The sequence below is a fragment of the Planctomycetaceae bacterium genome, assembly GCA_039680605.1.
In the GTDB taxonomy this organism is placed as follows: domain Bacteria; phylum Planctomycetota; class Phycisphaerae; order SM23-33; family SM23-33; genus JAJFUU01.
This window is the reverse complement of sequence record JBDKTA010000045.1, coordinates 48,511-72,656: the sequence shown is the minus strand read 5'-3', so window position 1 is coordinate 72,656 and position 24,146 is coordinate 48,511. Positions and strand designations below refer to the sequence as shown.

General features: G+C 64.7%; 18 protein-coding genes and 1 tRNA gene. 10 read left to right on the top strand and 9 right to left on the bottom strand.

What is annotated here, in order from left to right:
- Positions 1 to 81: 81 nt before the first annotated feature.
- From ABFD92_14030 to nifJ, 3 genes are all read right to left on the bottom strand, one after another.
- A complete protein-coding gene (locus tag ABFD92_14030; GenBank protein MEN6505656.1) occupies positions 82 to 516 on the bottom strand; it encodes a PIN domain-containing protein in 435 nt (144 codons plus the stop codon).
- Positions 492 to 734: an AbrB/MazE/SpoVT family DNA-binding domain-containing protein gene (locus tag ABFD92_14025; GenBank protein ID MEN6505655.1), complete on the bottom strand. Its 243-nt coding sequence runs from the start codon at positions 732 to 734 to the stop codon at positions 492 to 494. Before ABFD92_14025 ends, ABFD92_14030 begins: the two co-directional genes overlap by 25 nt.
- 130 nt (positions 735 to 864) lie before the next feature.
- The gene (gene nifJ / locus ABFD92_14020) at positions 865 to 4,416 is read right to left on the bottom strand and encodes a pyruvate:ferredoxin (flavodoxin) oxidoreductase (protein MEN6505654.1); all 3,552 of its coding nucleotides are present in this window, start codon (positions 4,414 to 4,416) and stop codon (positions 865 to 867) included.
- Between the two features lie 388 nt (positions 4,417 to 4,804).
- Here nifJ and ABFD92_14015 point away from each other — a divergent pair, with 388 nt between their 5' ends.
- The 5 genes from ABFD92_14015 (at position 4,805) to ABFD92_13995 (ending at position 11,663) form a co-directional block, all read left to right on the top strand.
- Positions 4,805 to 6,223, top strand: a complete 1,419-nt coding sequence (locus ABFD92_14015; protein ID MEN6505653.1) for a sulfatase — start codon at positions 4,805 to 4,807, stop codon at positions 6,221 to 6,223.
- Positions 6,224 to 6,231: 8 nt separating this feature from the next.
- Positions 6,232 to 6,855, top strand: a complete 624-nt coding sequence (locus tag ABFD92_14010) for a hypothetical protein (protein MEN6505652.1) — start codon at positions 6,232 to 6,234, stop codon at positions 6,853 to 6,855.
- Positions 6,856 to 7,085: 230 nt separating this feature from the next.
- Positions 7,086 to 8,300: a hypothetical protein gene (locus ABFD92_14005; protein ID MEN6505651.1), complete on the top strand. Its 1,215-nt coding sequence runs from the start codon at positions 7,086 to 7,088 to the stop codon at positions 8,298 to 8,300.
- A gap of 4 nt (positions 8,301 to 8,304) precedes the next feature.
- A complete protein-coding gene (locus ABFD92_14000; GenBank protein ID MEN6505650.1) occupies positions 8,305 to 10,458 on the top strand; it encodes a hypothetical protein in 2,154 nt (717 codons plus the stop codon).
- Positions 10,455 to 11,663, top strand: a complete 1,209-nt coding sequence (locus ABFD92_13995) for an STN domain-containing protein (protein MEN6505649.1) — start codon at positions 10,455 to 10,457, stop codon at positions 11,661 to 11,663. Before ABFD92_14000 ends, ABFD92_13995 begins: the two co-directional genes overlap by 4 nt.
- Positions 11,664 to 11,732: 69 nt before the next feature.
- Here the strand turns inward: ABFD92_13995 and ABFD92_13990 are convergent.
- Positions 11,733 to 11,815, bottom strand: a tRNA-Leu gene (locus ABFD92_13990).
- Between the two features lie 105 nt (positions 11,816 to 11,920).
- A complete protein-coding gene (locus ABFD92_13985; GenBank protein MEN6505648.1) occupies positions 11,921 to 13,012 on the bottom strand; it encodes an ATP-dependent 6-phosphofructokinase in 1,092 nt (363 codons plus the stop codon).
- Between the two features lie 171 nt (positions 13,013 to 13,183).
- On the opposite strand from ABFD92_13985, the gene ABFD92_13980 reads away from it, so the two are divergent.
- On the top strand, positions 13,184 to 16,054 hold the full coding sequence (locus ABFD92_13980) for a sugar-binding domain-containing protein (GenBank protein ID MEN6505647.1): 2,871 nt from the start codon (positions 13,184 to 13,186) through the stop codon (positions 16,052 to 16,054).
- Between the two features lie 334 nt (positions 16,055 to 16,388).
- Entirely contained in the window at positions 16,389 to 17,222 is an 834-nt protein-coding gene (locus ABFD92_13975) for a DnaJ domain-containing protein (GenBank protein ID MEN6505646.1), read from the top strand.
- Positions 17,223 to 17,456: 234 nt separating this feature from the next.
- On the opposite strand, the gene ABFD92_13970 is transcribed toward ABFD92_13975, so the two are convergent.
- Complete coding sequence (locus ABFD92_13970; protein MEN6505645.1) at positions 17,457 to 18,383, bottom strand: pseudouridine synthase; 927 nt, start codon at positions 18,381 to 18,383, stop codon at positions 17,457 to 17,459.
- A 233-nt stretch (positions 18,384 to 18,616) separates the two neighbouring features.
- Positions 18,617 to 19,582: a type I phosphomannose isomerase catalytic subunit gene (locus ABFD92_13965; protein ID MEN6505644.1), complete on the bottom strand. Its 966-nt coding sequence runs from the start codon at positions 19,580 to 19,582 to the stop codon at positions 18,617 to 18,619.
- Positions 19,583 to 19,721: 139 nt separating this feature from the next.
- Between ABFD92_13965 and metG the strand changes: the two genes are divergently transcribed.
- On the top strand, positions 19,722 to 20,108 hold the full coding sequence (gene metG, locus ABFD92_13960; GenBank protein MEN6505643.1) for a methionine--tRNA ligase subunit beta: 387 nt from the start codon (positions 19,722 to 19,724) through the stop codon (positions 20,106 to 20,108).
- Between the two features lie 104 nt (positions 20,109 to 20,212).
- On the opposite strand, the gene ABFD92_13955 is transcribed toward metG, so the two are convergent.
- On the bottom strand, positions 20,213 to 20,488 hold the full coding sequence (locus ABFD92_13955) for a hypothetical protein (GenBank protein MEN6505642.1): 276 nt from the start codon (positions 20,486 to 20,488) through the stop codon (positions 20,213 to 20,215).
- 71 nt (positions 20,489 to 20,559) lie between these two features.
- A complete protein-coding gene (locus ABFD92_13950; GenBank protein MEN6505641.1) occupies positions 20,560 to 21,402 on the bottom strand; it encodes a hypothetical protein in 843 nt (280 codons plus the stop codon).
- A 455-nt stretch (positions 21,403 to 21,857) separates the two neighbouring features.
- On the opposite strand from ABFD92_13950, the gene ABFD92_13945 reads away from it, so the two are divergent.
- Both ABFD92_13945 and ABFD92_13940 read left to right on the top strand, forming a co-directional pair.
- Complete coding sequence (locus ABFD92_13945; protein ID MEN6505640.1) at positions 21,858 to 22,829, top strand: prepilin-type N-terminal cleavage/methylation domain-containing protein; 972 nt, start codon at positions 21,858 to 21,860, stop codon at positions 22,827 to 22,829.
- Between the two features lie 255 nt (positions 22,830 to 23,084).
- Complete coding sequence (locus ABFD92_13940; protein MEN6505639.1) at positions 23,085 to 24,032, top strand: hypothetical protein; 948 nt, start codon at positions 23,085 to 23,087, stop codon at positions 24,030 to 24,032.
- Positions 24,033 to 24,146: the final 114 nt, after the last annotated feature.

The window sequence follows — 24,146 nt, the reverse complement described above, 5'->3', positions numbered from 1 at the left end:
TGTCCCTGAACGCCCCTCCGCAAACATGGCGGCTGAGGAACGGCCGCCATGGCACCCGAGGCGCATTTCGCCCAGCTATGTCTAGAGGATGAGCAACTCAATACCTTCGACCTTCGGAAGCTCCCGATCGTTGGTAACGAAGAGCGTCGCCCCCTCGGTCATCGCCGTGGCTATGTGCACAGCATCGGGGACGGATAGGCGGTGAATCCCTCGCAGCTCGGCCGCCAGGTCCGCAATCTGATACGTCAGCGAGACCCAGGACCATTCCGGAAGCTGCATCAGCAGGGCGTATTGCTCGCGGGCCGCCTGGTCGTGCCCGTCGCGGTACAACTTGACCTGCACTTCAAGCAGCGCCATGGTGGACATCACTACCCGCCTTCCGGGGCGAGAGAACTGTTCCAGAAGCCCCGCCGCCGCTGCGCCGAACGCTGGATGGTCCTCCAGATAGTAGATCAGAACGCACGTGTCGATGGCAATCGTCCGGTGGCGTGCTAAGACCGTCTGCTCTTTTCCCACGATGCGCGTTCCTTCTTCAGATATGCCTCTACGTCGCCATACAGACCTTTGGCGCTGCCGCGCAGGGCCTTGAGCACGTTGGGCGGCTTTCGCATCAGAATGACGGTGCTGCCCCGCGGGACGACGATGATCTCGTCCCCGGCGGTAACGCCCAGGGCTTCACGAGCCTCCCGCGGCACCACCATCTGATTCTTGCTGCTCATTTTAACTCGAGTCACGGGGTGGCTCCTTAATGGGATCGCTTTACATTATACGACAAAGTAAAGCGCTGCATCATCAAAAAAGCGAGCCCCCGATCGCAAGATCAGGGGCTCGTTGTCGACAGATGCTACGCCGCAAGCGGCCTGCTTACGGTTTGGCCACGTTCTGCGAATAGTCCATCGCCGCCAGTTGCTTGTAGAAGCTCCAGCGGGCGAGGATGTTCTTCTGCGACTCCGCCAGGAGCGTCTTGGCGCGGTCGGGGTCGCTCATCGCCAGCATCTTGAAGCGGTTCTCGTTGTAGGCGTAGGTTTCCAGCGGGATCGTCGGGTCCTTGCTGTCCAGTTGCAGGGGGTTCTTGCCCTGCTCGGCCAGGCGAGGGTCGAACCGCAGCAGCGGCCAGGCGCCGCTGTTGACGGCCGCCTTCTGCTGCTCGAAACCCTGTCGCAGGTTGAACCCGTGCGCGATGCAGTGCGAATAGGCGATGATCAGGCTGGCGCCGGGGTAGCTTTCGGCCTCGGCGAAGGCCTTGACGGCCTGCACGTCGGAGGCGCCCATGGCGATCTGGGCGACGTAGATGTTGCCGTACGTCATGGCCATCAGGGCCAGGTCCTTCTTGGGCGAAGGCTTTCCGCTGGCGGCGAACTTGGCCACGGCGCCCAGCGGGGTGGCCTTGGAGCACTGCCCGCCGGTGTTGGAGTACACCTGCGTGTTGAGCACCAGCACGTTGATGTCGCGTCCGCTGGCCAGCACGTGGTCGAGCCCGCCGTAACCGATGTCGTACGCCCAGCCGTCGCCGCCGACGGCCCAGACGCTCTTGCGGACCAGCACGTCGGCCAGCGAGGCAAGTTGCGCGCTCTTGTCGTCCTTGCGGGCGGCGAGGGCTTTCTTGAGCTGCTCGATGCGCTGGCGCTGCTGGTTGATCTGCGCCTCGTCAGTCTGCGGGCAACCCAGGATGCCGTCGACCAGTTCGGCCCCGAGGGTCTCTCGCATGCCTTGCAGCAGTTCGGAGGCGAACTGGATCTGCTTGTCGACCGTCAGGCGGAAGCCCAGCGAGAACTCGGCGCAGTCTTCGAACAGCGAGTTGTTCCACGCGGGCCCGCGACCGTCGGCGTTGACGCTGTAGGGCGTCGTGGGCAGGTTGCCACCGTAGATGCTCGAGCAGCCGGTGGCGTTGCCGATCAACGCGCGGTCGCCGAACATCTGCGTCAGCAGCTTGACATACTGCGTTTCGCCGCAACCGGCGCAGGCGCCGGAGAACTCAAACAGCGGCTGGCAAAGCTGGCTGCCCTTGACGGTATTGGTCTTGAGCGTTCCACGGTCGCTGTCGGGAATGCCCAGGAAGAACTCCCAGTTCTCGCGCTCGGTCGCCCGCAGCGGCGGCTGGAACTCCATGTTGATCGCCTTGCGGCTGGGGTTGGTCTTGTTCTTGGCCGGGCACGCTTCGACGCACAGCCCGCAGCCGGTGCAGTCTTCCGGGGCGACCTGGATGGTCCACTTCTGGCCGGCGTATTCCTTGCCCTTGGCGTCGATGCTCTTGAACGTCGCGGGGGCGTCTTTCAGCAGCGCCGGGTCGTACACCTTGCCGCGGATGGTCGCGTGCGGGCACGAAATCGAGCACTTGGCGCACTGGATGCATACGTCCGGGTCCCAGACCGGAATCTCCAGGGCGATGTTGCGCTTCTCCCACTTGGTCGTGTCCGTCGGCCACGTGCCGTCCAGCGGCATCTTGCTCACGGGCAGCTCGTCGCCGCGACCGGCCATGATCGTGGCCGTCACGTCCTTCACGAACGCCGGCGCCTCGTCGGCCACCGTCGGACGCGCCGCGGCGCCGTTGGTGGCCTTGGCGGGAATCTTGATCTCGTGCAGGTTGGCCAAGGCGTGGTCGACGGCCGCGAAGTTCATCTTCACGACCTCCTCGCCCTTCTTGCCGTAGGTCTTCTTGATGGTGTCCTTGATCTTGGCGATGGCCTCGTCGCGCGGGAGCACGCCCGAGAGGGCGAAGAAGCACACCTGCATGATCGTGTTGATGCGGGTGCCCATCTTGGCCTCTTTGGCCACGTGGTAGGCGTTGATGGCGTAGAGCTTGGCCTTCTTGTCGATCAGCTGCTGCTGGACGGCCGCGGGGAGGGCGTCCCACACTTCAGCGGTCTCGAATGGGGCGTTGACCAGGAACGTGCCGCCCGCAAGCAGCGGGCCGACCATGTCGAACCGCTCCAGGAAGCTGAACTGGTGGCAGGCCACGAAGTTCGCCCGGTCAATCAGGTAAGACGAGCGGATCGGCCGCGGACCGAACCGCAGGTGGCTGACGGTCATCGCGCCGGCCTTCTTCGAGTCGTACACGAAGTAGCCCTGGGCGAAGTTGTCGGTCTCTTCGCCGATAATTTTGATCGAGTTCTTGTTGGCCCCGACCGTACCGTCGCTGCCCAGGCCGTAGAACATCGCCCGCACCACGTCGTCGGCTTCGGAACTGACGCTGTGGTCCCACACCAGCGAGGTGTGGGTCACGTCGTCGTTGATGCCGATGGTGAAGTGGTTCTTGGGCGAAGCGGCGTCCATGTTGTCGAACACCGCCTTGACCATCGCCGGCGTGAATTCCTTGCTCGACAGGCCGTAGCGACCGCCGCTGACCTTGATGTCCGTGCGCCCCCCTTCGACCAGGGCGTTGACGACGTCCAGGTACAGCGGTTCGCCGGCGGCGCCGGGCTCTTTCGTCCGGTCGAGCACGCACAGCGACTTGACGCTCTTGGGCAGAGCCGCCAGCAGCGACGCGTTGTCGAAGGGCCTGTACAGCCGAACCTTCAGGACGCCGACTTTCTCGCCGGCGGCGGTGAAGTGCTCGACGGCCTCGTGGGTGACTTCGGCGCCGCTGCCCATGAGGACGACGACGCGCTGGGCGTCGGGGGCGCCGACGTAGTCAAAGAGTTTGTACGCGCGGCCGGTGAGCTTGGCGAACTTGTCCATCACCTTCTGCACGATGCCCGGGCAGGCGTCATAGAACTTGTTGACCGTCTCTCGGCCCTGGAAGTACACGTCGGGATTCTGGCTCGTGCCGCGGATGACGGGACGATCGGGCGACATCGCCCGGGCGCGGTGGGCCATCACCAGCGACTCGTCGATCATGGCGCGGATATCGGCGTCGTCGAGCAGTTCGACCTTGGCCACTTCGTGCGAGGTGCGGAATCCGTCGAAGTACATCAGGAAGGGGATGCGCGATTCGAGCGTGGCGGCCTGGGCGATCAGGGCCATGTCGTGCGCTTCCTGGACGGACCCTGCCGCCAGCAGGGCAAAGCCGGTCTGGCGGACGGCCATCACGTCGCTGTGGTCGCCGAAGATCGACAGGGCCTGGCAGGCCAGCGAGCGGGCGGTGACGTGGAAGACCGTGGAGGTCAGTTCGCCGGCGAGTTTGTACATCGTCGGGATCATCAACAGCAGGCCCTGGCTGGCCGTGAAGGTCGTCGTCAGGGCGCCGGTCTGCAGCGCGCCGTGGACGGCCGCGGCGGCGCCGGCTTCGGACTGCATTTCCGTCACGCTGGGGATGGTGCCCCAGATGTTCTTCCTTCCCGCGGCGGACCATTCGTCGGACAGTTCGCCCATTCCGCTGGAGGGGGTGATCGGATAAATCGCGATTACTTCGTTGACCTTGTGGGCTACCAGGGCGGTCGCCTCGTTGCCGTCGATCATCTTAACCTTGCGTGCCATGTCTGCCATTCCTTTGTGCGTGACCCAATGAATATCCCGGGCTTGTACCCTTTCCCGCCGCGCCTGCGGGGTCGACCGTCTTGCGGCGCAACGGGAATGGCTATTCTCTGCGCCGGGTCAACACATTTCAATGAGATTCCCGTAGCATGGGCGTCCCGCCCATGAGTCGCAGGGGCGTCTCGCCCCTGCTCCCCGTTTTGGCATCAAACCCGAAGACGGTCTCGTCACGACATGATTGATACGCAAAGGCTCGGCATCCTGTTCATCGCCACAACGTCACTGCTGAATCAGGCGAAAGGCACTCGGGGGCAACTGTCAAAGAATATTTGACAGTTCAACATGTGCCCTCGCGTTGACTCCGCTGCCCTCAGCCGGTATCGTCGCGCACATGCCTTGCACAAAACGGCCGAATATTCTGTTCATCCTTATCGACGACCTGGGCTGGCGCGACTTGGGGTGCCAGGGGAGCAGCTTTTATGAGACCCCCGCCCTCGACCGGCTGGCCCAGCAGGGAATGCGGTTTACCGACGCTTACGCGGCCTGCCCGGTGTGCTCGCCGACGCGGGCGAGCATCATGAGCGGCAAGTACCCTGCCGCGCTGGGCGTGACGGACTGGATCGACTGGGGCGGGTGGATGCACCCGATGAAGGGCCGCGTCATCGAGGCGCCGTACGTGAGGCAACTGCCCCTGAGCGAGCACACGGTCGCCGCGGCTCTGCGCGACGGCGGATACCAGACCTGGCACGTCGGCAAGTGGCACCTGGGCAAGGAGCCGTACTGGCCGACGCATCACGGCTTCGACGTCAACATCGGCGGCAGCGACATCGGCTGTCCGATGAGCGGGTACTTCGCCCCGTGGAAGCTGCCCAACATGCCCGAGGCCCCCGAGGGCACGTTCCTGAGCGACTGCCTGACCGACGAGGCCGTCAAGCTCATTCGCAACCGCGGCAACAAACCGTTCTTCCTCAACCTCTGGCACTACGCGGTCCACACGCCGATCCAGGCCCCGCAGCGGTATCTCGACAAGTACGCCGCCAAGGCCGCCTCGCTGGGGCTGGACAAAAAGCAGTGGTTCGAGTTGGGACGCATGCACCACGTCGTCGGGCGCGAGAATCGCCCCGTCAAGCGGCGGCTGTTCCAGTCCGATGTCGCCTACGCAGGCCTGGTGCAGAATCTCGATGAGAACATTGCCCGCGTCCTGGCGGCGCTGGACGAGGAAGGCATCGCCGACAACACGATCGTGTTTTTCACCAGCGACAACGGCGGCCTGGCCACCAGCGAGGGCAGCCCCACCTGCAACGCCCCGCTGGCCGAGGGCAAAGGCTGGATGTTCGAAGGCGGCACGCGAGCCCCCCTGCTGGTGCGCTGGCCGGGCGTCACCCGCCCCGACAGCGTCTGCACGACGCCCATCACCAGCCCGGACTTCTACCCGACGATCCTGGAGATGGCGGGCCTGCCCCCGCTGCCGCAGCAGCACACCGACGGCGTGAGCCTCGCCCCGCTGCTGCGCGGCGGCGACCTGCCCCGCGAGGCCATCTTCTGGCACTACCCGCACTACGGCAACCAGGGCGGAACGCCCGGATGCTCCGTCCGCTGCGGCGACTGGAAACTCATCGAATTTTACGAAGACCGGCACGTCGAGCTCTACAACCTCCGCGAGGATGTCAGCGAAGAACACGACCTGGCGGCCGCCAGGCCCGACATCGCCAACCGCCTGCGGGAGATGCTGCACCAGTGGCTGGCGAAGGTTGACGCGAAGATCCCGCAGCCGAATCCTGAGTACACCGGACCCTGCGAGGCACACTGATGGGCGAGATGCCACGTCCTTTTGCCGTCGAGCCGAAGCGGCCGCCCATGGGGCTGCGACCGGGGACGCTGTACCTGTCGTGGATCTCGATGAACGCCGTGGCCTTGACGCTGGCGGCCCTGATCGGCGGTGCGGTCGGCGCGCCGCTGATGGCCGCTCACACGGAGACGGGCTTCGCGCTGGGCGTGCTGGTCGGCGGGGCGATCATGGGGTTGCTGCAATGGGTCGTCCTGCGAAAGAAGTTTCCCGCCGTGCGCTGGCGGGCGTGGGTCGGCGCCTGCGTCGCGACGGGGGCTCTCGTGGCGGCGTGGTTGGCAGCCGGCGCCGTCGTGCATGCCGAAAAGATTCCGCTGCTGACCTGGCTGGCGCTGCTTGGGTTGGCGACGGGGTTCTTCCAGTGGCTGATCCTCCGCCGCCACGCCGCCCGGGCCGCCTGGTGGATCACCCTCAACGCCCTGGCCGCCCCGGCAGGGTTCGGCGCCTTCCTGCTGATCGTGCTGCTTTCCGGGCAACAACCCGCCGTCGCCCTGCTGATCGGCCTGGCCTGCGCCGGGGCCACCGCAGCCGCCATCCACGGTATCGCCCTGACCTGGATCCTCCAGCCGCTACCAAGGACCCGCGGCGGCAACTGAAGACAGAATTTTTGGAATAACTCAAAAGAAACTTCCAGCTTCTGGCGTCTCATACTAAAAGTGCTGCATAATAGTCTGGCGTTTAGGGCGGTTGTATAATAGCGCCAGTCCGCCCGCCGGGGCTGGCGATGGGTCCTGCTGCTGCAAGGGGAACTGCGATGGCTGCAAGATGCCTCCTGTCAAGGAACGTTTCCGGGGCGACTGGTCGATTCCATCTTTTGGTTGCAACGATGTTATGCGCGGCGGCATGGGCTGCGGCAGATCCGCCCCCTGCCGCTACGGCTCTGGCGGCAACTTCTGCCCCGGCGACGCAGGAGCAGGCCCACGACGCCCGCACGGCGGCGGAGCGGTTGGACAAGATCATGAAGGAGCGAATCAAGGAACTGCACTTCGAAGGCATTGAGCTTGACGAGGTCATCCAGTTTCTCCGCGACGTAAGCGGCGTAAACATTGTGGTCAAGTGGAATGCTCTGGCGGGCGCAGGGATCAAGAGAGACTCCCTGGTCTATCTGGACGTCAAGGACGTGGAGGTGGAAAAGGCGCTGCGGCTTATTCTCGAAAGTCTGGAAAACCCGGACTCGCTGGATTGGGCCGAGGACGACGGCATCATCACGATCTCGTCGCGGGATGATCTGGCCACGCGAACCACGCTCAGGAACTATCCTGCAGGCGATCTGCTTTCGGCCACTCGAAGCGACCTGACGAAGGCGCTCGTGCCGCCAAAGCGAAAGCAAGGACTGAATCACATTGCAGACGTTCCTCACCCCGTTCAAGCCGGCGGGGAAAACAGAGTCCCTGTGCGCGACGAAAGGTTGGCTGAGGAGGCTGACGACACTGTCCTCACCGCGGCCGGACTGGTCGACTTGATCAAGAGCACGGTCAACCCAGCCTCGTGGGACCAGGGGAACACGTCCATTACCATGGCGGACACCACGCTGGTGATTCTGCAGACTTCCCGAACGCACAAGGCAATTGCCAGACTGCTGGAGTCGCTGCGCCAGGCACGCGAGGCCGCGCGGGTGCACTTAGGCGTGGCGGTCGTGCGGATGAAAGACGCCGCAGGCCGGCGCGAACTGCTCCAGGCCGCCGCGGCGGGCAAGGACATGTCGGCGATGCTGGCGGGCGGGGCACAGGAGGGCAAGTGGACGCTTGACCGCTGCCGCATCGAGAACAGTTTTGTCGGCGACAAGATACGCACGTCCTGGCTCGGTCAAGGCCAGAGCGGCTACGACGTGCTGGTACACCTGGCCGGGCGCGACGGGCAGACGCTGGAAGCCACGGCCGTGTTCAAATCGCAGTGGCAGACCAAGAGCGGCGCAGTTGCCCGCAGCGACAGCGCCCGCCTGCGTTTGGCGGCGCGCGCGGCGGAGATCGTGGAACTGGTACCCCCCGACGCCGCCGGCGGCAGCGTGGTCCTGATCCTCTGGCGGGAAAGGACGCCTTAACCCCATGCCCGTTCGAATGACCATCCCGGCCGTCGCGGTGCTCGTGCTGATGGCACACGCCGCGGCGGCGCAGCAGGCGTACCCGGGCGATGACCCTCGGCAGCGGGCGATGATCTCGCAGTTGGATAAGACGATTGCGCAAATCGATCTCAAAGACATCACCCTCAAAGATGCCGTTGCCGCCATAGGCAAGACCATCGGCGTCAGCATCCGCGTGCGATGGAATCGCATCATGGCGAAACCTGATGCGAAGGTCTGTCTCTCGCTCCAGAACGTCGCGGCGCGCGACGCGCTGCAGTTGTTGTTTGAAAACAACTATGCCGGCCCCGTTGCGTTCGACATCGACGCCGCCGGAAATCTGGTCGTGCTGCCCGCTGACGACAGCGCGGCGAGTTCGGTCTACACGAGAGTGTACGACGTGGCCGATCTGCTGTGCGGGCCTCTGTCGGGCTTCGGGAACATGTCTTCACAACCGAGGTGGGGGTTACTGGGCGGCCTGTCGGGGCCATACACCAACAACATGTCGCCGCCGTCGACCGAGCCGGCCGCCTCTTTGTACAGCCTGGAGTTGGCGCTTCGGCCAGCCGCTGACATCGAAAGCGGCGGCACGGTCGTTCGACACGCCTCATCGAGCAGCTTCGTGATGCGCCAGCCGGCAAATCGCCACCGACAGGTGCAGGAGGTGCTGGCGGGTCTGCGCGGCGGGATGGCCCGCTCGCGGCTGAAGCTCGGCGCAGCGGTGCTTCGGGTATCCGACGGGCGGCGGCGGGCAGACCTGACGGCGAAGCTCCAGGAGGCGCGCGATCTCGAGGGTGCCATCAACGCCGGCCGCGCGCGGGGCGACTGGACCATCGAATACCTTTCCCTGGCCCCGGCGTACCTGGGGCAAGAGATAGCGGCCTCTCGGGGCGCCGCAGCGCCCCTGGCCAAGAGCGATACCCAGCGGCCCCAGGCTCCGCCCGCGACAGGCTACAAGATATTGCTGCGGGCCGACTGCTGGCGCGGCGAGTGCCTTCAATTCACCGCCGCCTGCTCCGGCACGATTATGGGCAAAGATGGCGCGATGCGCCTGAGCAATACGTATCGGCAACTGCTGCCGCGCCAGCGCGTGCGGGTGATCGACCTGACCCCATCGGCCGCCGGCGCCGGGGGCGGGTTCCTGCTGGCCCTGTGGCATGACCGCCCGCCTGCCCCGCCGCCCGCGCGGGCTCCGGCCGCGGCGCCGACAGGGCCAACGCCGCAGTCGCGACTGGCAAGGAACATCGCCGGCGTCGACCTGGAGAAGATGCCTTTCAAAGATGCGATTCAATGGCTGCAGGATTATTCCGGCTTAAGCATCTTCGCTCACTACAATCAGCTCACGATCGACGAAGATACCCCGGTGAATCTGCACCTGCGCAACGTGACGGTGGCCCAGGCCCTGGAAAGCATTCTCGAAGATGTCGCCCAACCCAGACGGCCTCCCGTCCACGTACTGGAGGGAAGCATCGTGCATATCCGGGACGCCAACTGGAACACTGCCCCGCCGTCGCGTCTTGCTTTTCTTGACGTGCATGACCTGCTCGTGCCCGCTCGACCGACGCTCATCGTCGATCAAACAGGCGACTGGGAGGCCTCGGATGAGGGCGGTTCGAGCTGGGAAGGGACGCTCATGCTCAAGCTGCCCCAGCAAGACATGGAAGGATCGCAGGAATTGATAGCCGCCGCGCGGGCACCGCACGAGGCGGGCGCCCTGGACCTGGGCGTGGCGGTCGTGCATTTCAACGGTACCCGAAGCCGGACCCGTCTGGCGGCTGCGCTAACCAAAGGCGGCGACATTGCCGCGGCGCTGGCGGCCGGGGCCGATGCACAATCGTGGAGGCTTGACCGCTGCGGCATCGAGCACACGGCTGTCAATGACACGATCCTTTCACTATGCACCGGCTCGGCCGCCTATCGTGCGGTGATGCGCCCTTCAGGGCGTCACGGCGGCGCGGTGGAAGTTGATATCGCCCTGGGCGCCTCGTGGCCGGACAAGACAGGACGGAATGCGGCAAGCTATACCCCTCGCGTTACATTGCAGGCCGGACAGTGCCGGCTGGTGGACATCACGCCCCTTGACGCCCCGGTCGGTATCGCGCTGGTGCTCTGGCGGCCCAAGACAGGAGACTCGAAATGAAGACAGGCATTTGGCTCTGGTCGACGATGGCGATGGCCGCGGCTACCGCTGTCACGCTGATCCCCGCGGCAGGCCAGCAAGCCCCCGCCCCACAAGCTGACACACGCCCTGCGAGCATGGGCGCAAGCGCCCCTGTGAGCGCGGCAGTTCAATTGCAGAAGCTGTTGCCTCGCGTCACATTCAACGATGCTGACCTGAAGGATGTCTTTCAGAGCCTGCGCGATCAGACAGGCGCATCAATCCATGTGCGATGGAACGCCTTGGCGGCCGCCGGCATAACCAAGAACACCGTCGTCACGCTTGAGTCGAACAACGTCACGCTGGAACAAGCCCTGCGACTGGTTCTGGACGGTGTCGGGGCCTCGGCGGCGCTGGATTTTACTGAGGACGGCAACCTCATCATTGTCTCCACCGGCGACGATCTCACCACGCATACCGTCATCCGTCGATACGACGTGCAGGATCTGGTCCGCCAGTCGCGGCCGCGACTGGAGGAGATTCTGACGCCACCCTCGGCGCCCACGACACAGGGCTCAAATATCGCCTCCAATATCGACTATTGCCAAGCATCCAACTCTGACGAAGAAGGCGGCTTCCCGGTCGAGGCTCTCATCAACATGATCAAATCGCTCTGCACGCCGTACAGTTGGAACGACCCCTACCACGTGCAGGTTGCAGCATATGCCAATACACTGGTGATCACCCAGACGGCATCAAACCACAAGAAGATCGAACATCTGCTGACGCTGCTGCGCCAGCAGCGGGAGGCTTCGCGGCTGACGCTGGGCGTGGCGATTGTGAAGGTGCCCGACGGTAAATCCGCCGCCGCGCTGGCTGCCGCCCTTGCCGGCGCCAAAGACATCCCCGCGGACCTTGTGGCCGGGGCGGCCGATGGCAAATGGGTGGTTGAACGTTGCAGCGTCGAAGACACCTTCTCGGGCGACCGCATCCGCATCGCCCGCAGCGGGACAGGCCTGAGCGGCTACGACGTGCTGATCTGCCCGCAGGCCCGCAGCCCTGACGGCGTCCTCACTGCCGGCGTAAGCGTGACCGGCACATGGATGGAAAAGACCGTGTCCATGGCTCGCACCGACACGCTTCGCCTGCAGGTCAAGCCGGCCGCGATGCAGACCGCGACCCTGCTGCCCAGCGACGCCCCCGGCGGCGGAGCGATCCTGGTGCTATGGCAACCAGGCAGCAAATAGACCGGTGGGATAAGCAGATGTTCCGCCGCTTGCGGCTTGGCATCTTTTCAAATGGCTAAGCCCCCGCACTGGCCCGGGTGGGACTTGAACCCACACGTCCCGAAGGACAAGGGATTTTAAATCCCTAGCGTCTGCCATTCCGCCACCGGGCCGATCGGAACACGTAACAGTGTAATGCCGCCGCGGCGGCGAAACAACGCTCCGGGCGACCGTGTGGGCGTCCCGATCATCTTGCCGTCGCGGCGGCTGGCGGGCGGTCAGTCGCCGAAGTGCGTGCTGACGGCCCGGGCGGTGGCGATCAGGTCGCTGTCGAGGGGCACGGTCCGCACCTTGTTGGCGACATCGACAATCGGCACGGAGGTAATCTGCCCCTGCTGCATCACCACGACCCGCCCGAACTGCCCGGTCTGGAGCAGGCGGAAGGCGTGGTACCCGAAGCGCGTGGCCAGCACGCGATCGTACGGCGTGGGCGTGCCGCCGCGCTGAACGTGGCCCAGCACGATGGCGCGGCTGTCCAGGCCGCTGCGGCGTTCGATCTCGTCGGCCACATACTTCGCCACGCCGCCCAGGCGGATCGGGTCGGGCGAGTCTTCGACGATGGATTCGACAAACTGCTGCCCGCCGATGGGGATGGCGCCCTCGCCGGCGGCGATGATCGTAAACCCCCGCCCGCCGCGGCGGCGAGACTGGCAATGCGCGCAGATCTTATCCAGGTCGAACGGAATCTCCGGAATCAGGATCACGTCGGCCCCGCCGGCAATGCCCGCGTGCAGCGCCAGCCAACCGGCGTAACGCCCCATGATCTCCACCACCATAACCCGGTGATGGCTGGAGGCCGTCGTATGCACCTTGTCCAGCGCCTCGGCGGCGGTGGTCACGGCGGTATCGTGGCCGAAGGTTACCTCGGTGGCCCAGAGATCGTTGTCGATGGTCTTGGGAACGCCGACGCAGCGGACTCCGCGCTCGACCAGTTCCGCCGCCCCGCTCATCGTGCCGTCGCCGCCGATAATCACCAGCGCGTCCAGGCCCGCCTCGGCGGCGTTGCGGACGACCTGCTCGCGCACATCGCGAATGTCCCAGCCGCCCTGCCCGTCCGGTACGGCGTATTTGGCAGGGTTGGCCTTGTTGCTCGAACCCAGAATCGTCCCACCGAGGGTCAGGATGCCGCTAACGTCGCGCCAGGTCAGCGGCTGCATGTGCCCCTCGATCAGGCCCAGATACCCGTCGCGGATGCCCACGACCTCCAGGCCGCCGAACAGGGCGGCCTTGGTGACGGCACGAATAACCGCATTGAGACCGGGGCAGTCGCCCCCGCCGGTCAGGATGCCGATACGTCTGAGTATTTTCATTGGACTGCCTCCGCAGCTTTCGCCAACGACGCATGCGTGCTGCAATGCGGCAGAATATAGGTTTGGGCAGTCGTAATCACTTACTTTTCGCGAACTTCTCCGACGGCCGGGGTTACATCTGTGATACGATTCGAGCCCGATTTGAAGACGCTTGAACGGAGCAAGCACAGTATGGCAAAGCGAACGAGCGCGGCAACGAAGACAGCACGGGCATCTGCTCGCCTCTCTCAGCGGTTCGACAAGGACTGGCGGTTCCTCAAGGACGACGCCCCGGACGCCTCGGCGGCGGCGTTTGACGACTCGTCCTGGCGGACGGTCGACCTGCCGCACGACTGGAGCATCGAAGACCTGCCCCCCCTGCCGCCGTCGTGCAATATCGCCATCGGCGGTGGAACGTGGCGGTTCAATAAGGGCGACGATATGGCGTGGAAAGATCCCGCCCTGGACGATTCGGCCTGGCAGGAGGTCCAACTGCCGGCCAATTGGGAAACCCACAGCGATTACAAAGACGACAACGTCTACGGCTGGTATCGGCGGAGGATCGAGATTCCCGTCGAGATGCGGGGCAAAGACATCCGCATGGCCGTCGGTCGCATCGACGACGTCGACGAGACGTTCGTCAACGGCGTGCGGGTCGGCGGCACCGGGAGCTTTCCGCCGCAATACCAAAGTGCCGCCGACACGGTACGCGTCTACGACGTGCCCGCGGCGCTGCTCAAGGGCGACGGCAGCGACGTTGTGGCCATCCGCGTCTTCGACGGCTTGGGCGTCGGCGGGCTGGTCGAGGCGGCCATGCCGGCCGTGCGGGGCGGCCCGTTCGATTCACAGGCCGAGGGCGGCGGCTCGCAGGGTTTCACGCTGGGCGGGGTGGGCTGGTATCGCAAGACGTTCTCGGCGCCTCGTAATTGGCGTGGGCGACGCGTGTGGCTGACCTTCGACGGCGTGTACATGAACTGCCGCGTCTGGTGCAACGGCACGCTGGTCGCCGAGCACCCGTACGGGTACACGAGCTTTCACGCCGACCTGACGGCGCACCTCAAGCCCGGCGAGCCGAACACCATCGCCGTGCGCGTCGACGCCTCCGGACGCAACAGCCGCTGGTATCCCGGGGCGGGCATCTACCGCCACGTGACGCTGACGGCCGCCGATGCAGTCCACGTCAAGCCCTGGGGCATCGCCGTGACGACGCCCACGGTTTCGCGCACCGCAGCGACAGTTCGCGTGCTCACTACCGTCTGCAACGACAGCGATCAACCGCAGCAGGTCACGCTGGAGTCGCTGGTGCAGAACCCCGCCGGCAAGAAAGCCGGCGCGGTCACGGCGAAGCAGACGATCCCCCCGAAGTCCGAAGCCGTCTTCGATCAGACAGTCTCGGTTCGCTCACCGGCGCTCTGGTCGCCCGAATCGCCCGATCTGTACCAGCTTGTCAGCACAATCAGGTGGGCACAGCCTTTCCAGGCTGTGCGGATACAGAGTCGGCCACAGGCTGGAAAGCCTGTGCCACCGGCCGATTCAATCGCGACGACGTTTGGCATCCGCAAGGTGGAGATCGACGCGGAGAAGGGCCTGCGTATCAACGGCAAGAGTGTCAAGCTTCGCGGGGCGTGCGTGCATCATGACAACGGGGCGCTGGGCTCATGCACGTACGACCGCGCGGAAGAGCGGCGCGTCGAGGTTCTCAAGGCCGCCGGCTTCAACGCGATCCGCACGGCGCACAACCCGCCCTCGCCGGCGTTCCTGGACGCGGCGGACCGCCTGGGCGTGCTGGTGATGGACGAAGCGTTCGACACGTGGTTGTGGCCCAAGAACGCCAACGACTTCGGCAAGTACTTTGCAGCATGGTGGCCTCGCGATCTGGCTTCGATGGTCCACCGCGACCGCAATCATCCGAGCATCATCTTCTGGAGCATCGGCAACGAGATCAACGGCCAGGACAAGCCCGAACTGCTGCAGTACACCGAGGTGATGAGCGACTACGTGCGCAAGCTCGACCCCTCGCGACCGGTGACGCAGGCGTTCATGCCCATCGGCAACTGGGACGACCTGTTGCCGGGCTTCGACGCGCTGGACCTGGTCGGCTACAACTACAAGATCGACCGGTACGTCACCGATCACCAGAAGCGCCCGCGGCAGGTGATCGCCGGCACCGAGTCGTTCCCGAGCGCGTGCTTCGACGCCTGGATGGCCGCAGTCGATCTGCCCTACGTCATCGGCGACTTCGTCTGGACCGGGTACGACTACATCGGCGAGGCGGCCCTGGGCCGAACCGCCTGGGACGGCAAGGCCGATCCGACGTGGACGCCCTGGCCGTGGAACGTGGCGTACTGCGGCGACATCGACATCTGCGGATGGCGGCGCCCGCCGTCGCACTATCGCGAGGCGGTCTTCGGCGTCACGCCCGTCGTGTCGTGCTTCGTCCGCCAGGTGGACCCCACCAGCGGGATCGGCCCCTGGGGCTGGTGGGACGAGCAGGCCTGCTGGACGTGGGATGGCCTGGAAGGCCAGACCCTCAAGATCAACGTCTACTCATCCTGCCCGCGCGTGCGACTGACGCTCAACGGGCGAGATCTGGGCGTCAAAGACACCTCGCGCGCCACTCGCTTCAATGCTCAATGGGACCTGCCCTACGAGCCGGGTGAACTGACTGCCGTCGGGCTCGACGCCCGCGGCCGCGAACAGGCGCGATGGACGATGAAGACCGCCGGCTCGCCCGCGGCGCTGCGTGCCAACGCCGACCGCACGACCCTCGCCGCCGATGGACAGGACCTGTGCTTTGTGGATGTCGAGGTGGTAGACGCCGCCGGCGTGATGCACGCTCGCGCGGACAATCAGGTGACCTTCAGCATCGAAGGCCCGGGAACAATCGCCGCGGTCTCCAACGGAAACCCCTGCAGCCGCGAAAGCTTCCAGCAGCCGCAGCGCAAAGCCTTCCGAGGCCGCTGCCAGGTCGTCATCAAGGCCAGCGAAAAGAAAGGCACCATCCGCTTGCTCGCAAACGCCGATGGACTGGCAGGCAGCGAAGTCGTCATCAGCGCGAAGTAGAGCCACTGAGGTCGCTGAGGACGCTGAGGAAGGATGAAGGGATGGATGGATGGATGGATGGATGGATGGATGGATGGATGAGAAGTTGGAATAATGGAATGTTGGAATAGTGGAAGACTGCGGGTGCCGTGGCGCGCAGGGCCGCAGGCCCGGAGAGCCACGATACCGCGCAGTGGGAGTGGAACCTTGGAATACCGGAATGACAGAAGACGGCAGATGCTGCGACGCTTGATTTTGCCCGCCCCATTCTTCCACCATTCCATCATTCCACTATTCCATCTTTCCTTCCTCAGCGTCCTCAGCGACCTCAGCGGCTAGTATCAACGGAAGCACGATGTCATCCTCGCCTGACTTGTACATGCAGTGGCTGGCGTTGCCGCCGGGGCCGCGGCCGCCGGACCATTATGTCTTGCTGGGTCTGCCTCGCGGGTGCGGCGATGCCGAGCGGATCGAGGCGGCTGTCCGCCGCCAGATGGACCGCCTCGACGCGTACGCCCTGCACCCCGACGCCCAGAAGCGCCAATCCGTCCAGGAGATGATGAATCGCCTGGCGCAGGCCCGGGGGTGCCTCATCGACCCGCGGCGGCGCAAGGCGTACGATCTGGCGCAGGGCATCACGCCCGCGTCCGCCCCGCCGGCGCCCGCGATCGCCAAGGCGCCGCCGAGCCCGACGACCGCCCCCGCCACGGCGGCGCAGCCGACACCCCCGGCCATTGAGGCGCCGCTCCAGATATCGCCCCGCGAGACGCTGCGTGAGTTCGAGTCGCGCGTCCGCGGGCACCTGCAGAAATGGAAGCTCGACCCGCACGAAGAGATGCTTCTGATGGCCGAGGCGGCGCTGCTGGGGATGGACGAAACCAAGGCCCGTGCGACCATTCACCGCGTCGGCGGCGTGCGCACCCGCCGCGTGCGCCGCGGAAGCTGGCGGCTCAAGAAATGGCTGCTGGGCATCATCGCCGCCGAGACGCTGGTCGTGCTGGCCATGCCCACCGCTCGCGACATCAGCGACCGCCTCGATGAGAATGAGGCACTGCGGCACGAGAATGAGCAGCTTACCGCCGAGATCACCCGCCTGACCGGCAAGCCCCCCGCCATCGCCCCCGTCCCGCCGCAAAAACCCGCTCCCGCCCCCGCTCCTGCTCGAGCGCCCCGAAAGCGCCACCGGTAGCGCAGCGGCCGCCCTAACGCGGCCCCGCTTCATCCGCCGCAACGAAATCCCCCTGCGTCAAGCACGTCGCCACAAGGCGACCCTGGAGTGCGGCGGCACCGGCGCCGCTTTTATGTTCTTCTAAACCACCCAAACCGTTTTCATGGAACAGCACGTCACTAAAGTTGGGCAAGATAGGACAAAGGCTCAGAGGAAAGAAACTGCTAAGCCGCAAGCGGCGGATATCGCCTTGCGTTACTGGGGCAGGATGATCCTTCGCTTGGCGGGGCGGGGTTCCTGCTGCGCGGGGCGCGGTTTGGAGGCGGCGCCGCCTCGGCGATGCGCGGGTTGGGCGGCGGTTTTGTCGGGACGGGGCTTCGCGCCGGCGGGTTTTCCACCCGACGGTTTGGCGCCGGAGGGTTTGCTCTTGCGGGGTTTGGCGGCTGTGGCGGGCTTGGGACCGGCCGACTTGCGCAGCGACTGCACCTCAGCCGGCGACAGCACGCGGTAGTTGCCGATCTTGACGCCCTTGTCGGTGATCTCGCCGATGGCGACGCGTTTGAGGCGTTTGACCTCGTGGCCGACCATCGCCAGCATCCGGCGGATTTCGCGATTGCGCGACTCGTTGAGCGTGATCTGCAGCAACGTGGTGTTGTGGTCGCGGGCCAGCACGCCGACGCGGCTGGGACCGACGCGCTTGCCGTCGATGTGCATGGCGCCGGACTTGATGCGGTTGATCTTGTCGCCGCTGACCATGCCCTCGACGTCGACAATGTACGTCTTGGGCACGCCGTAACGCGGGTGCGTGAGCTGGTTGGTCAGCTCGCCGTCGTTGGTCAGGATGATCAGCCCGGTGCTCTCGATGTCCAGCCGCCCCACGCAGTACACGCGCGAACCGACGTCGCCGAGCAGGTCCACCGCACGCCGGCGGCCTTGCGGATCGAACTGCGTGCAGACCACGCCCTTGGGCTTGTTGAGGAGGAAGTAGAACTTCTCTTCGCGTTTTTCCCACCGGACGGGGCGGCCGTCGACTTCAATGCGGTCACCGGGCTCAACAAAATGCGGCAGGGCGGCGACGGTCTTGCCGTTGACGCGAACGCGTCCCTCGACGACCATTTCTTCAATCGCCCGGCGGGAGTCGACGCCGGCTTCGGCGAGCACTTTTTGAATTCGCTGTGGCATAGCGCTTTATAGTACGACACAGAGGCACAGAGAACACAGAGGAAAGAGGAAAAACCGAGGACAAGGACGAGGACGACGTTGGCGGCCGACAGTCGGGTGCCGTGGCGGGAGGGCGAAGCCCGACAGCCACGACCAGCCGCTACTGAGCAGACGTGCGCTCCAGTGAAGTCAGGGATCGTGGCTCTCCGGGCCTGCGGCCCTGCGCGCCACGGCACCCGAAGGATACCGCACACTTAGGTATTCTTTGCGTTGGGCAGTGTGATTTCGAGCCAGGCGCAACCGGCGCTGCAGCGCACGGCGGCGTTCTTGAGGGCGGCGGGGATCAGCAGCGTGTCGCCGGCGCGGGCCGATACGGCGGGCTCGGTCGTTCCATCGTGAACCACTTCAAGATTGCCCTCGAGGCCAAGGAACATCAGCGCCGCGCAGCGGCCGCTGGGCAGGGGCCTGGTGCCACCGCCGCTGATGCGGCGCAGGGCGATGGAGAAATATGGCGTCGCCAGCAGCGTCGGCGGTGCGGCGCCGGGCGAAGGCGCCGGCGGCGGGGCAAAATGAATGCACTGCATGGACCGCTCGACGTGGATCTCGCGCCCGCGGCCCCAGTCGGTCACGCGGTAGGTTGTGTCGGAGGGCGTCTGCACCTCGGCCACGACGACGCCGGCGCCCAGGGCATGCACCGTGCCGGCGGGCAGGTAGTGGAAGTCCCCCACCGCCACGTCGTAGCGGTTGCAGACTTCTTCGCACGCGTCGGTCTCGATGGCCTTGCGGAAGGCGGCTGCATCCACGCCGGGCGCCACGCCCTTGTAGATGAAGCCGCGGCGGCTATCGAGCACGAACCAGCACTCGGTTTTCAGGGCCGCGGGCGGGCCGATTTCCTTCACCGCCCGCTCGTCCGGGTGTACCTGGAGCGAGAGGATGTCGTTGGCGTCGAGCAGCTTGAGCAACAGCGGGAATCGCCCGTCGCGCCAGGCCGCCGCGGACCCGAGCAGGTCGCGCCCCATCTGCCGCGTCAAGTCCGTCAGCGAAGTCCCAGCGGCAGGCCCGTTGGCGACGACGCTGACGCCCTGCTCCAGATCGGCCAATTCCCAACTCTCGCCGATGTTGTCGGCAGGCAGTGTTCGCCCGAAGAGCCGGCGCAGATTTCCGCCGCCCCAGATCTTGTCGTGGTAGATGGGCTCGAAGTGAAACGGATACGCGTTCATTCTTCCTCTATTCCATTCTTCCATCATTCCACTCTTCCGCTTGTTTATCGGCGGCCGCGGGGAACAAGCTTGAGCATCCACCCCGCCGCGCCTACACTACGCCGAACACGAACCGCTGCTGTTTTTTGAAAGGCCCGTTATGTCCGACGCACCGACGACGCCCAAACCGACGATCGAATACGACGACTTCGCCAAGCTGGACCTGCGCATCGGCAAGGTCGTCGAGGTAGCCGCACACCCCAACGCCGACAAGCTCGTCGTGCTCAAGGTGGACCTGGGCAGCGAGACGCGCCAGATCCTGGCCGGCATCCGGGCGTACTACAGCCCCGAGGCCTTGCTCGGGCGTGAAATTGTAGTCGTGGCGAACTTGGCCCCGCGCAAAATGCGCGGGCTCGAATCGCAGGGAATGCTGCTGGCCGCCTCGGCCCGAGGCCCCGCCGACCCCGCCACCGGCGAGGCGCCGCTGCTGGACGTGGTGGTGCTGGGCCCGGAAAAAGAAGTCCCGCCGGGATCGACGGTCAGCTAATGAATTGTCTGTCTCGTGCATTCCGTTCTTGCCTACCTTGCTGGCGGTATGTCACAAGCCGACATCCTGAACGAATGGCCCGAACTCGAACCGGAGGATATCCGTCAGGCCTTGGCATACGCAGCATGGGTGACGGCTGAACGCGTACTGGAACTCAAGGAGCCTGCCGCCTGATGCGGTTCCTCCTGAACATGAACATGGCCAAGGCTATTGGCCAGACCCTGCATGAACTTGGGCATCAATCGGTTCACGTTCGCGAGATAGGGCTGGATCGTGCAGACGACGCTACGGTCGTTGAATATGCCCGCAAAGAGAATCTTGTCGGCGTGTCCGTTCTTCTTCTCAGTGATCTCTGTGCCTCTGTGGTAATAAGCCGCCAATAAAAAGAGGACCGCATTGCTGCGATCCTCAATGGTCTCTGCGCGTCTGTGGTAAGCCCTGTCGGAACCCGTTATTTTCCGTCGACGGTTGACTTCGACCTTGTGCGCTGGAGCTTGACGGTGTTGGCCTGGCGGGACAGGACCGACATTGAGATGTCGATGCATTCCTTGGCCTCGTCGGGCGTCAGCGTGCCGACGGTGACCATGTCTTCGTCACGCAGCGTCGCCCACGAGAATGCCAGACCCACCAGCGGATGCAGGCGGCCCGACGCCATCGGCTTGATCGTCATGACGGGCTTCTTGAGGCCCCAGATGATGCGCTGCACCCAGTCGACCTCAAGCGGCATCAGGAAGCCCGCGGCGTTGTAGATCTGGATGTACGTGTCGACGTCGAGGCCGCTCTCGTCGGCGTAGATGGGCGCCTCGTTGGTGTGCGTGCTCATGCCCGGGATCATGCCCCGCTGGCGGATCATCTTGGAGTATTCGTCCATCAGCAGCACCTTGCGCAGGCGGCGGTCCACCAGGCGGTCGATGCTCGACGAGTGCGGCAGCACGATGTCGACGTTGCGCTGCTTCTCCATGTCGAAAATCTTCTGCGCCTCGTCGCGAGAGGCCTGGTTGTCGTCGACGGGCACGGCCGGGGTCGAGACCACGATCATCTTCTTGCCCGTGCGCTGCTGGGCTTCCTGGACGGCCTGGTGCTGAACGTCGCGCTGGGCGAAGCCCATGATCGTGTCGATGCCGGCCTTGAGGTACACCTCGATGATGTCGGCCACCTTCGAGGCCGTCTGGGTTTCGCCGATGAGTTTGTCGCGAGCGGCCGACGTGTGCGACCAGCCGAGAAACCAGTTGGTTCCGATGATCATTCTGGAAACAGAAATGCCGCCGACTTCAGTGCGAGGAAACTCGTTCACGCTTCGCTCCTTTGGTGCTCTTGCGGTCCCGCTCCGGCGGGCTCACGTTTGGAACATTGTAACACCTTCGGCGTCATTTTGGATCGGCCTGTGGGGGAATTTTGCTGAAGAGAAGCTTACCACCGAGGCACAGAGGGCCCTGAGATGGAAACTGAAGCGGCCCGGGTGGCATGGCGACACGCGTTGTTCAGCGGGTCGCCATGGGCGCGCTGAGCATCATGGGCGAGTGCGTGGCAGCGGGGCCTTGCCACGATCCCCCGTCATTATGGCGGTCGGGCGGATTTGGTTGCCGCCGCGGGCGGGCATATAGTCTTCTGGAGACACTCGGTCGCTGCAGGCGTTTCTGGCGGCCTGGACCGTCAGCACCTCGTGAGCCTGCCAGGACAATGATTGTCCCCGCAGGTGAAGTTCAGGAGAAGACGCGGCCGGGGATTCACGTTCTCAAAGGGGAGAAGATGGGGACGCGCGCTCAACATCGCGGCGCTGTCGCCGCGTTCACGCTGGTTGAACTGCTGATCGTCATGGCGATCGTGGCCACGCTGGCCACGCTGACTGGCATGACGGCCGGATACATCCGCTCCACGGCCCACCGCGTCACCTGCGCGAACAATCTGAACAAGATCGCCCAGTCGCCGCGGCTGCAGTTGAGGGAGTTCGACCCCAGCGTCCGCGGCGCTTTCAGCACCGCCGAGCGATGGATTCTGATGACCCTGCAAGACGCCCAGGACGCGGCGATTCTTCGCTGCCCGGAAGGGGGCAACTATTTTTCGATATCGGACCGGCCGCCCGCAGCCCCGCTGTACAGTATTTCGGGGACAATCGCCATCGACATCAGCCCCTCCAACTCCGACCCCAAACGATTTGAAATGATCACGCCCTCGGGCACCATCGACCGCAAGAACATCATGGCCTATAGCGGCCCGGCCAGCAGCGTGCAGTTTACGCCGCAGGGGGCGACCGAGGTGCTCTTGAACGGCCAGCCGATGCAGCTCGATTACCACACCGCCACGACCGTCACGGGCACTTCGATCACGGTGAGTCTCTACAACACCAGCAACAATGGCAAGGCCTCCAGCGCCTGGGTTGTCGAGATTGCGGCCACCGACGCGAAGATCACGCCCGGCCCGTCGCCGAGCATGGTCGAGGCCGCCCCGGCAGCGGCGGCGCCGACGTACTACGTCAGCTATGGGGTAAATCCCAACGTTGTCAACACTTCGGGCCTTGGCCTTGGCAATGTTCTGGCGATGGATTACGAACACCTCGTCGTTCAGCCGGGCGATGCGGACTGGCAGATGCCGACGTACCCATTTGCCCGGCACCGCGGGTTGCTGAATGTGCTGCTGCGCGACGGTTCAGTGCATGTGCTGGCGCCCGAAGAAGTCAGCCCCGCCATGGCCGAGAACTTCGCTTACTGGCAACCAGGATAGTGGCATGGCCCCGCCAATCACCTTTTTTTTTGCCAGCCGCATATTTCGGACGATTTTTACCAGATTCTCTCATCTCGCGCCGCTTTCAAATCCGATACTCCTGAAGATGGTCAGTCGCCGGTGATGCGTTGATGTTCGTTTTTTGCGCATGCTTGTTCATGCCGGAAGGGAGCCCCGATGGTCGCGCGAGATATTTCCAGGCCGGCCCGCCCCGCCCAGAGTCGCCCTCGTCCCCTTTACCCTGCCAAGACCGCAATGACCCTGATCGAAGTTCTGGTGGTGCTCGCGGTTACGTCTACGCTATCGCTGCTAGGCGCCACGACCGCCGGCGACATCCTCTCGCGAACGCGCCTGGCGATCTGCGCCAACAATCTTGCCCGGATCGGCCAGGTGCCCGGAATCCAGATGCGCGAGTTCGAGCGGGGCCGCCAGGCGGCTTTCACCGACACCACGCATTGGATTCTCTCCGCTCTGAAGGAGACCAATGAAAAGGGCATCCTCCGCTGCCCCGAGGGCGGACGCGAGTTCACCCTCTCCGACCCGGTGCCCGGGGCACCCGCGCCGTGGATGACCACCAACATGTGCATCGAAATCAACCCCGACAACTGCGACGCTAATTCCTTCTGGATGCAGACCCCCTGTGGCGTGATCGAACGCAACAGCATGGTCTATTACAGCGGCCCGGCCGGCATCGTCAAGGTCAAGCCCCAGGGGCCTACCACCATCACCATCAACGGACAGCTCGTCGGCCTCGACATTACCCAAGCGTCGACCATCACCTCGGCCAACATGACCGTGGAGCTTCGCAACACCAGCAAGAACGGCAAAGCCATGGGGCAATGGGAAATCCTCATTGCCGCCACGGATGCGACCATTGTCCCTGAGCCGCCCTCTGCCTCGGCGGCACGCGACGCGCAAGAGGCGGCCATCGAAGCCGCCAAGCCCCGCTACTTCGTCAGCTACGGCATGAACCCGACCGTGGCCTCAGGCGCGACCCTGCGTTCGGGCAACATCCTGGCGATGGATTACTCCGAACTGGTAGTGCAAACCAGCGACCCCCAGTGGTCCGCCCCTGACTATTCCTTCGCCCGCCACCGCGGACTGCTCAACGTCCTCTTCCGCGACGGAACCGTCAGGCAGCTAAGCCCGCAGAATCTGGACCCCACCTTGCCGGAAAATGCCCGGGAATACTGGCAGCCGTAAAACCGATCCTCGGTCCTAGGGGAAGAACAAGATCCTAGGTCCTAGGTCCTCGATCCTAGGGAGGAAAGAAAAGAACAGATCCTCGATCCTGGAGAGAAATGGATCAGCCCGTTC

Bases quoted from the DNA above. Each gene is read 5' to 3' on its own strand.
- ABFD92_13970 (MEN6505645.1), bottom strand. From the start codon at position 18,383: ATGCCACAGCGAATTCAAAAAGTGCTCGCCGAAGCCGGCGTCGACTCC.
- ABFD92_14010 (MEN6505652.1), top strand. From the start codon at position 6,232: ATGCCACGTCCTTTTGCCGTCGAGCCGAAGCGGCCGCCCATGGGGCTG.
- ABFD92_14000 (MEN6505650.1), top strand. From the start codon at position 8,305: ATGCCCGTTCGAATGACCATCCCGGCCGTCGCGGTGCTCGTGCTGATG.
- ABFD92_13975 (MEN6505646.1), top strand. From the start codon at position 16,389: ATGTCATCCTCGCCTGACTTGTACATGCAGTGGCTGGCGTTGCCGCCG.
- ABFD92_13945 (MEN6505640.1), top strand. From the start codon at position 21,858: ATGGGGACGCGCGCTCAACATCGCGGCGCTGTCGCCGCGTTCACGCTG.
- ABFD92_13980 (MEN6505647.1), top strand. From the start codon at position 13,184: ATGGCAAAGCGAACGAGCGCGGCAACGAAGACAGCACGGGCATCTGCT.
- ABFD92_13940 (MEN6505639.1), top strand. From the start codon at position 23,085: ATGACCCTGATCGAAGTTCTGGTGGTGCTCGCGGTTACGTCTACGCTA.
- nifJ (MEN6505654.1), bottom strand. From the start codon at position 4,416: ATGGCACGCAAGGTTAAGATGATCGACGGCAACGAGGCGACCGCCCTG.
- ABFD92_13985 (MEN6505648.1), bottom strand. From the start codon at position 13,012: ATGAAAATACTCAGACGTATCGGCATCCTGACCGGCGGGGGCGACTGC.
- ABFD92_14005 (MEN6505651.1), top strand. From the start codon at position 7,086: ATGTTATGCGCGGCGGCATGGGCTGCGGCAGATCCGCCCCCTGCCGCT.
- metG (MEN6505643.1), top strand. From the start codon at position 19,722: ATGTCCGACGCACCGACGACGCCCAAACCGACGATCGAATACGACGAC.
- ABFD92_13995 (MEN6505649.1), top strand. From the start codon at position 10,455: ATGAAGACAGGCATTTGGCTCTGGTCGACGATGGCGATGGCCGCGGCT.
- ABFD92_14015 (MEN6505653.1), top strand. From the start codon at position 4,805: ATGCCTTGCACAAAACGGCCGAATATTCTGTTCATCCTTATCGACGAC.
- ABFD92_13965 (MEN6505644.1), bottom strand. From the start codon at position 19,582: ATGAACGCGTATCCGTTTCACTTCGAGCCCATCTACCACGACAAGATC.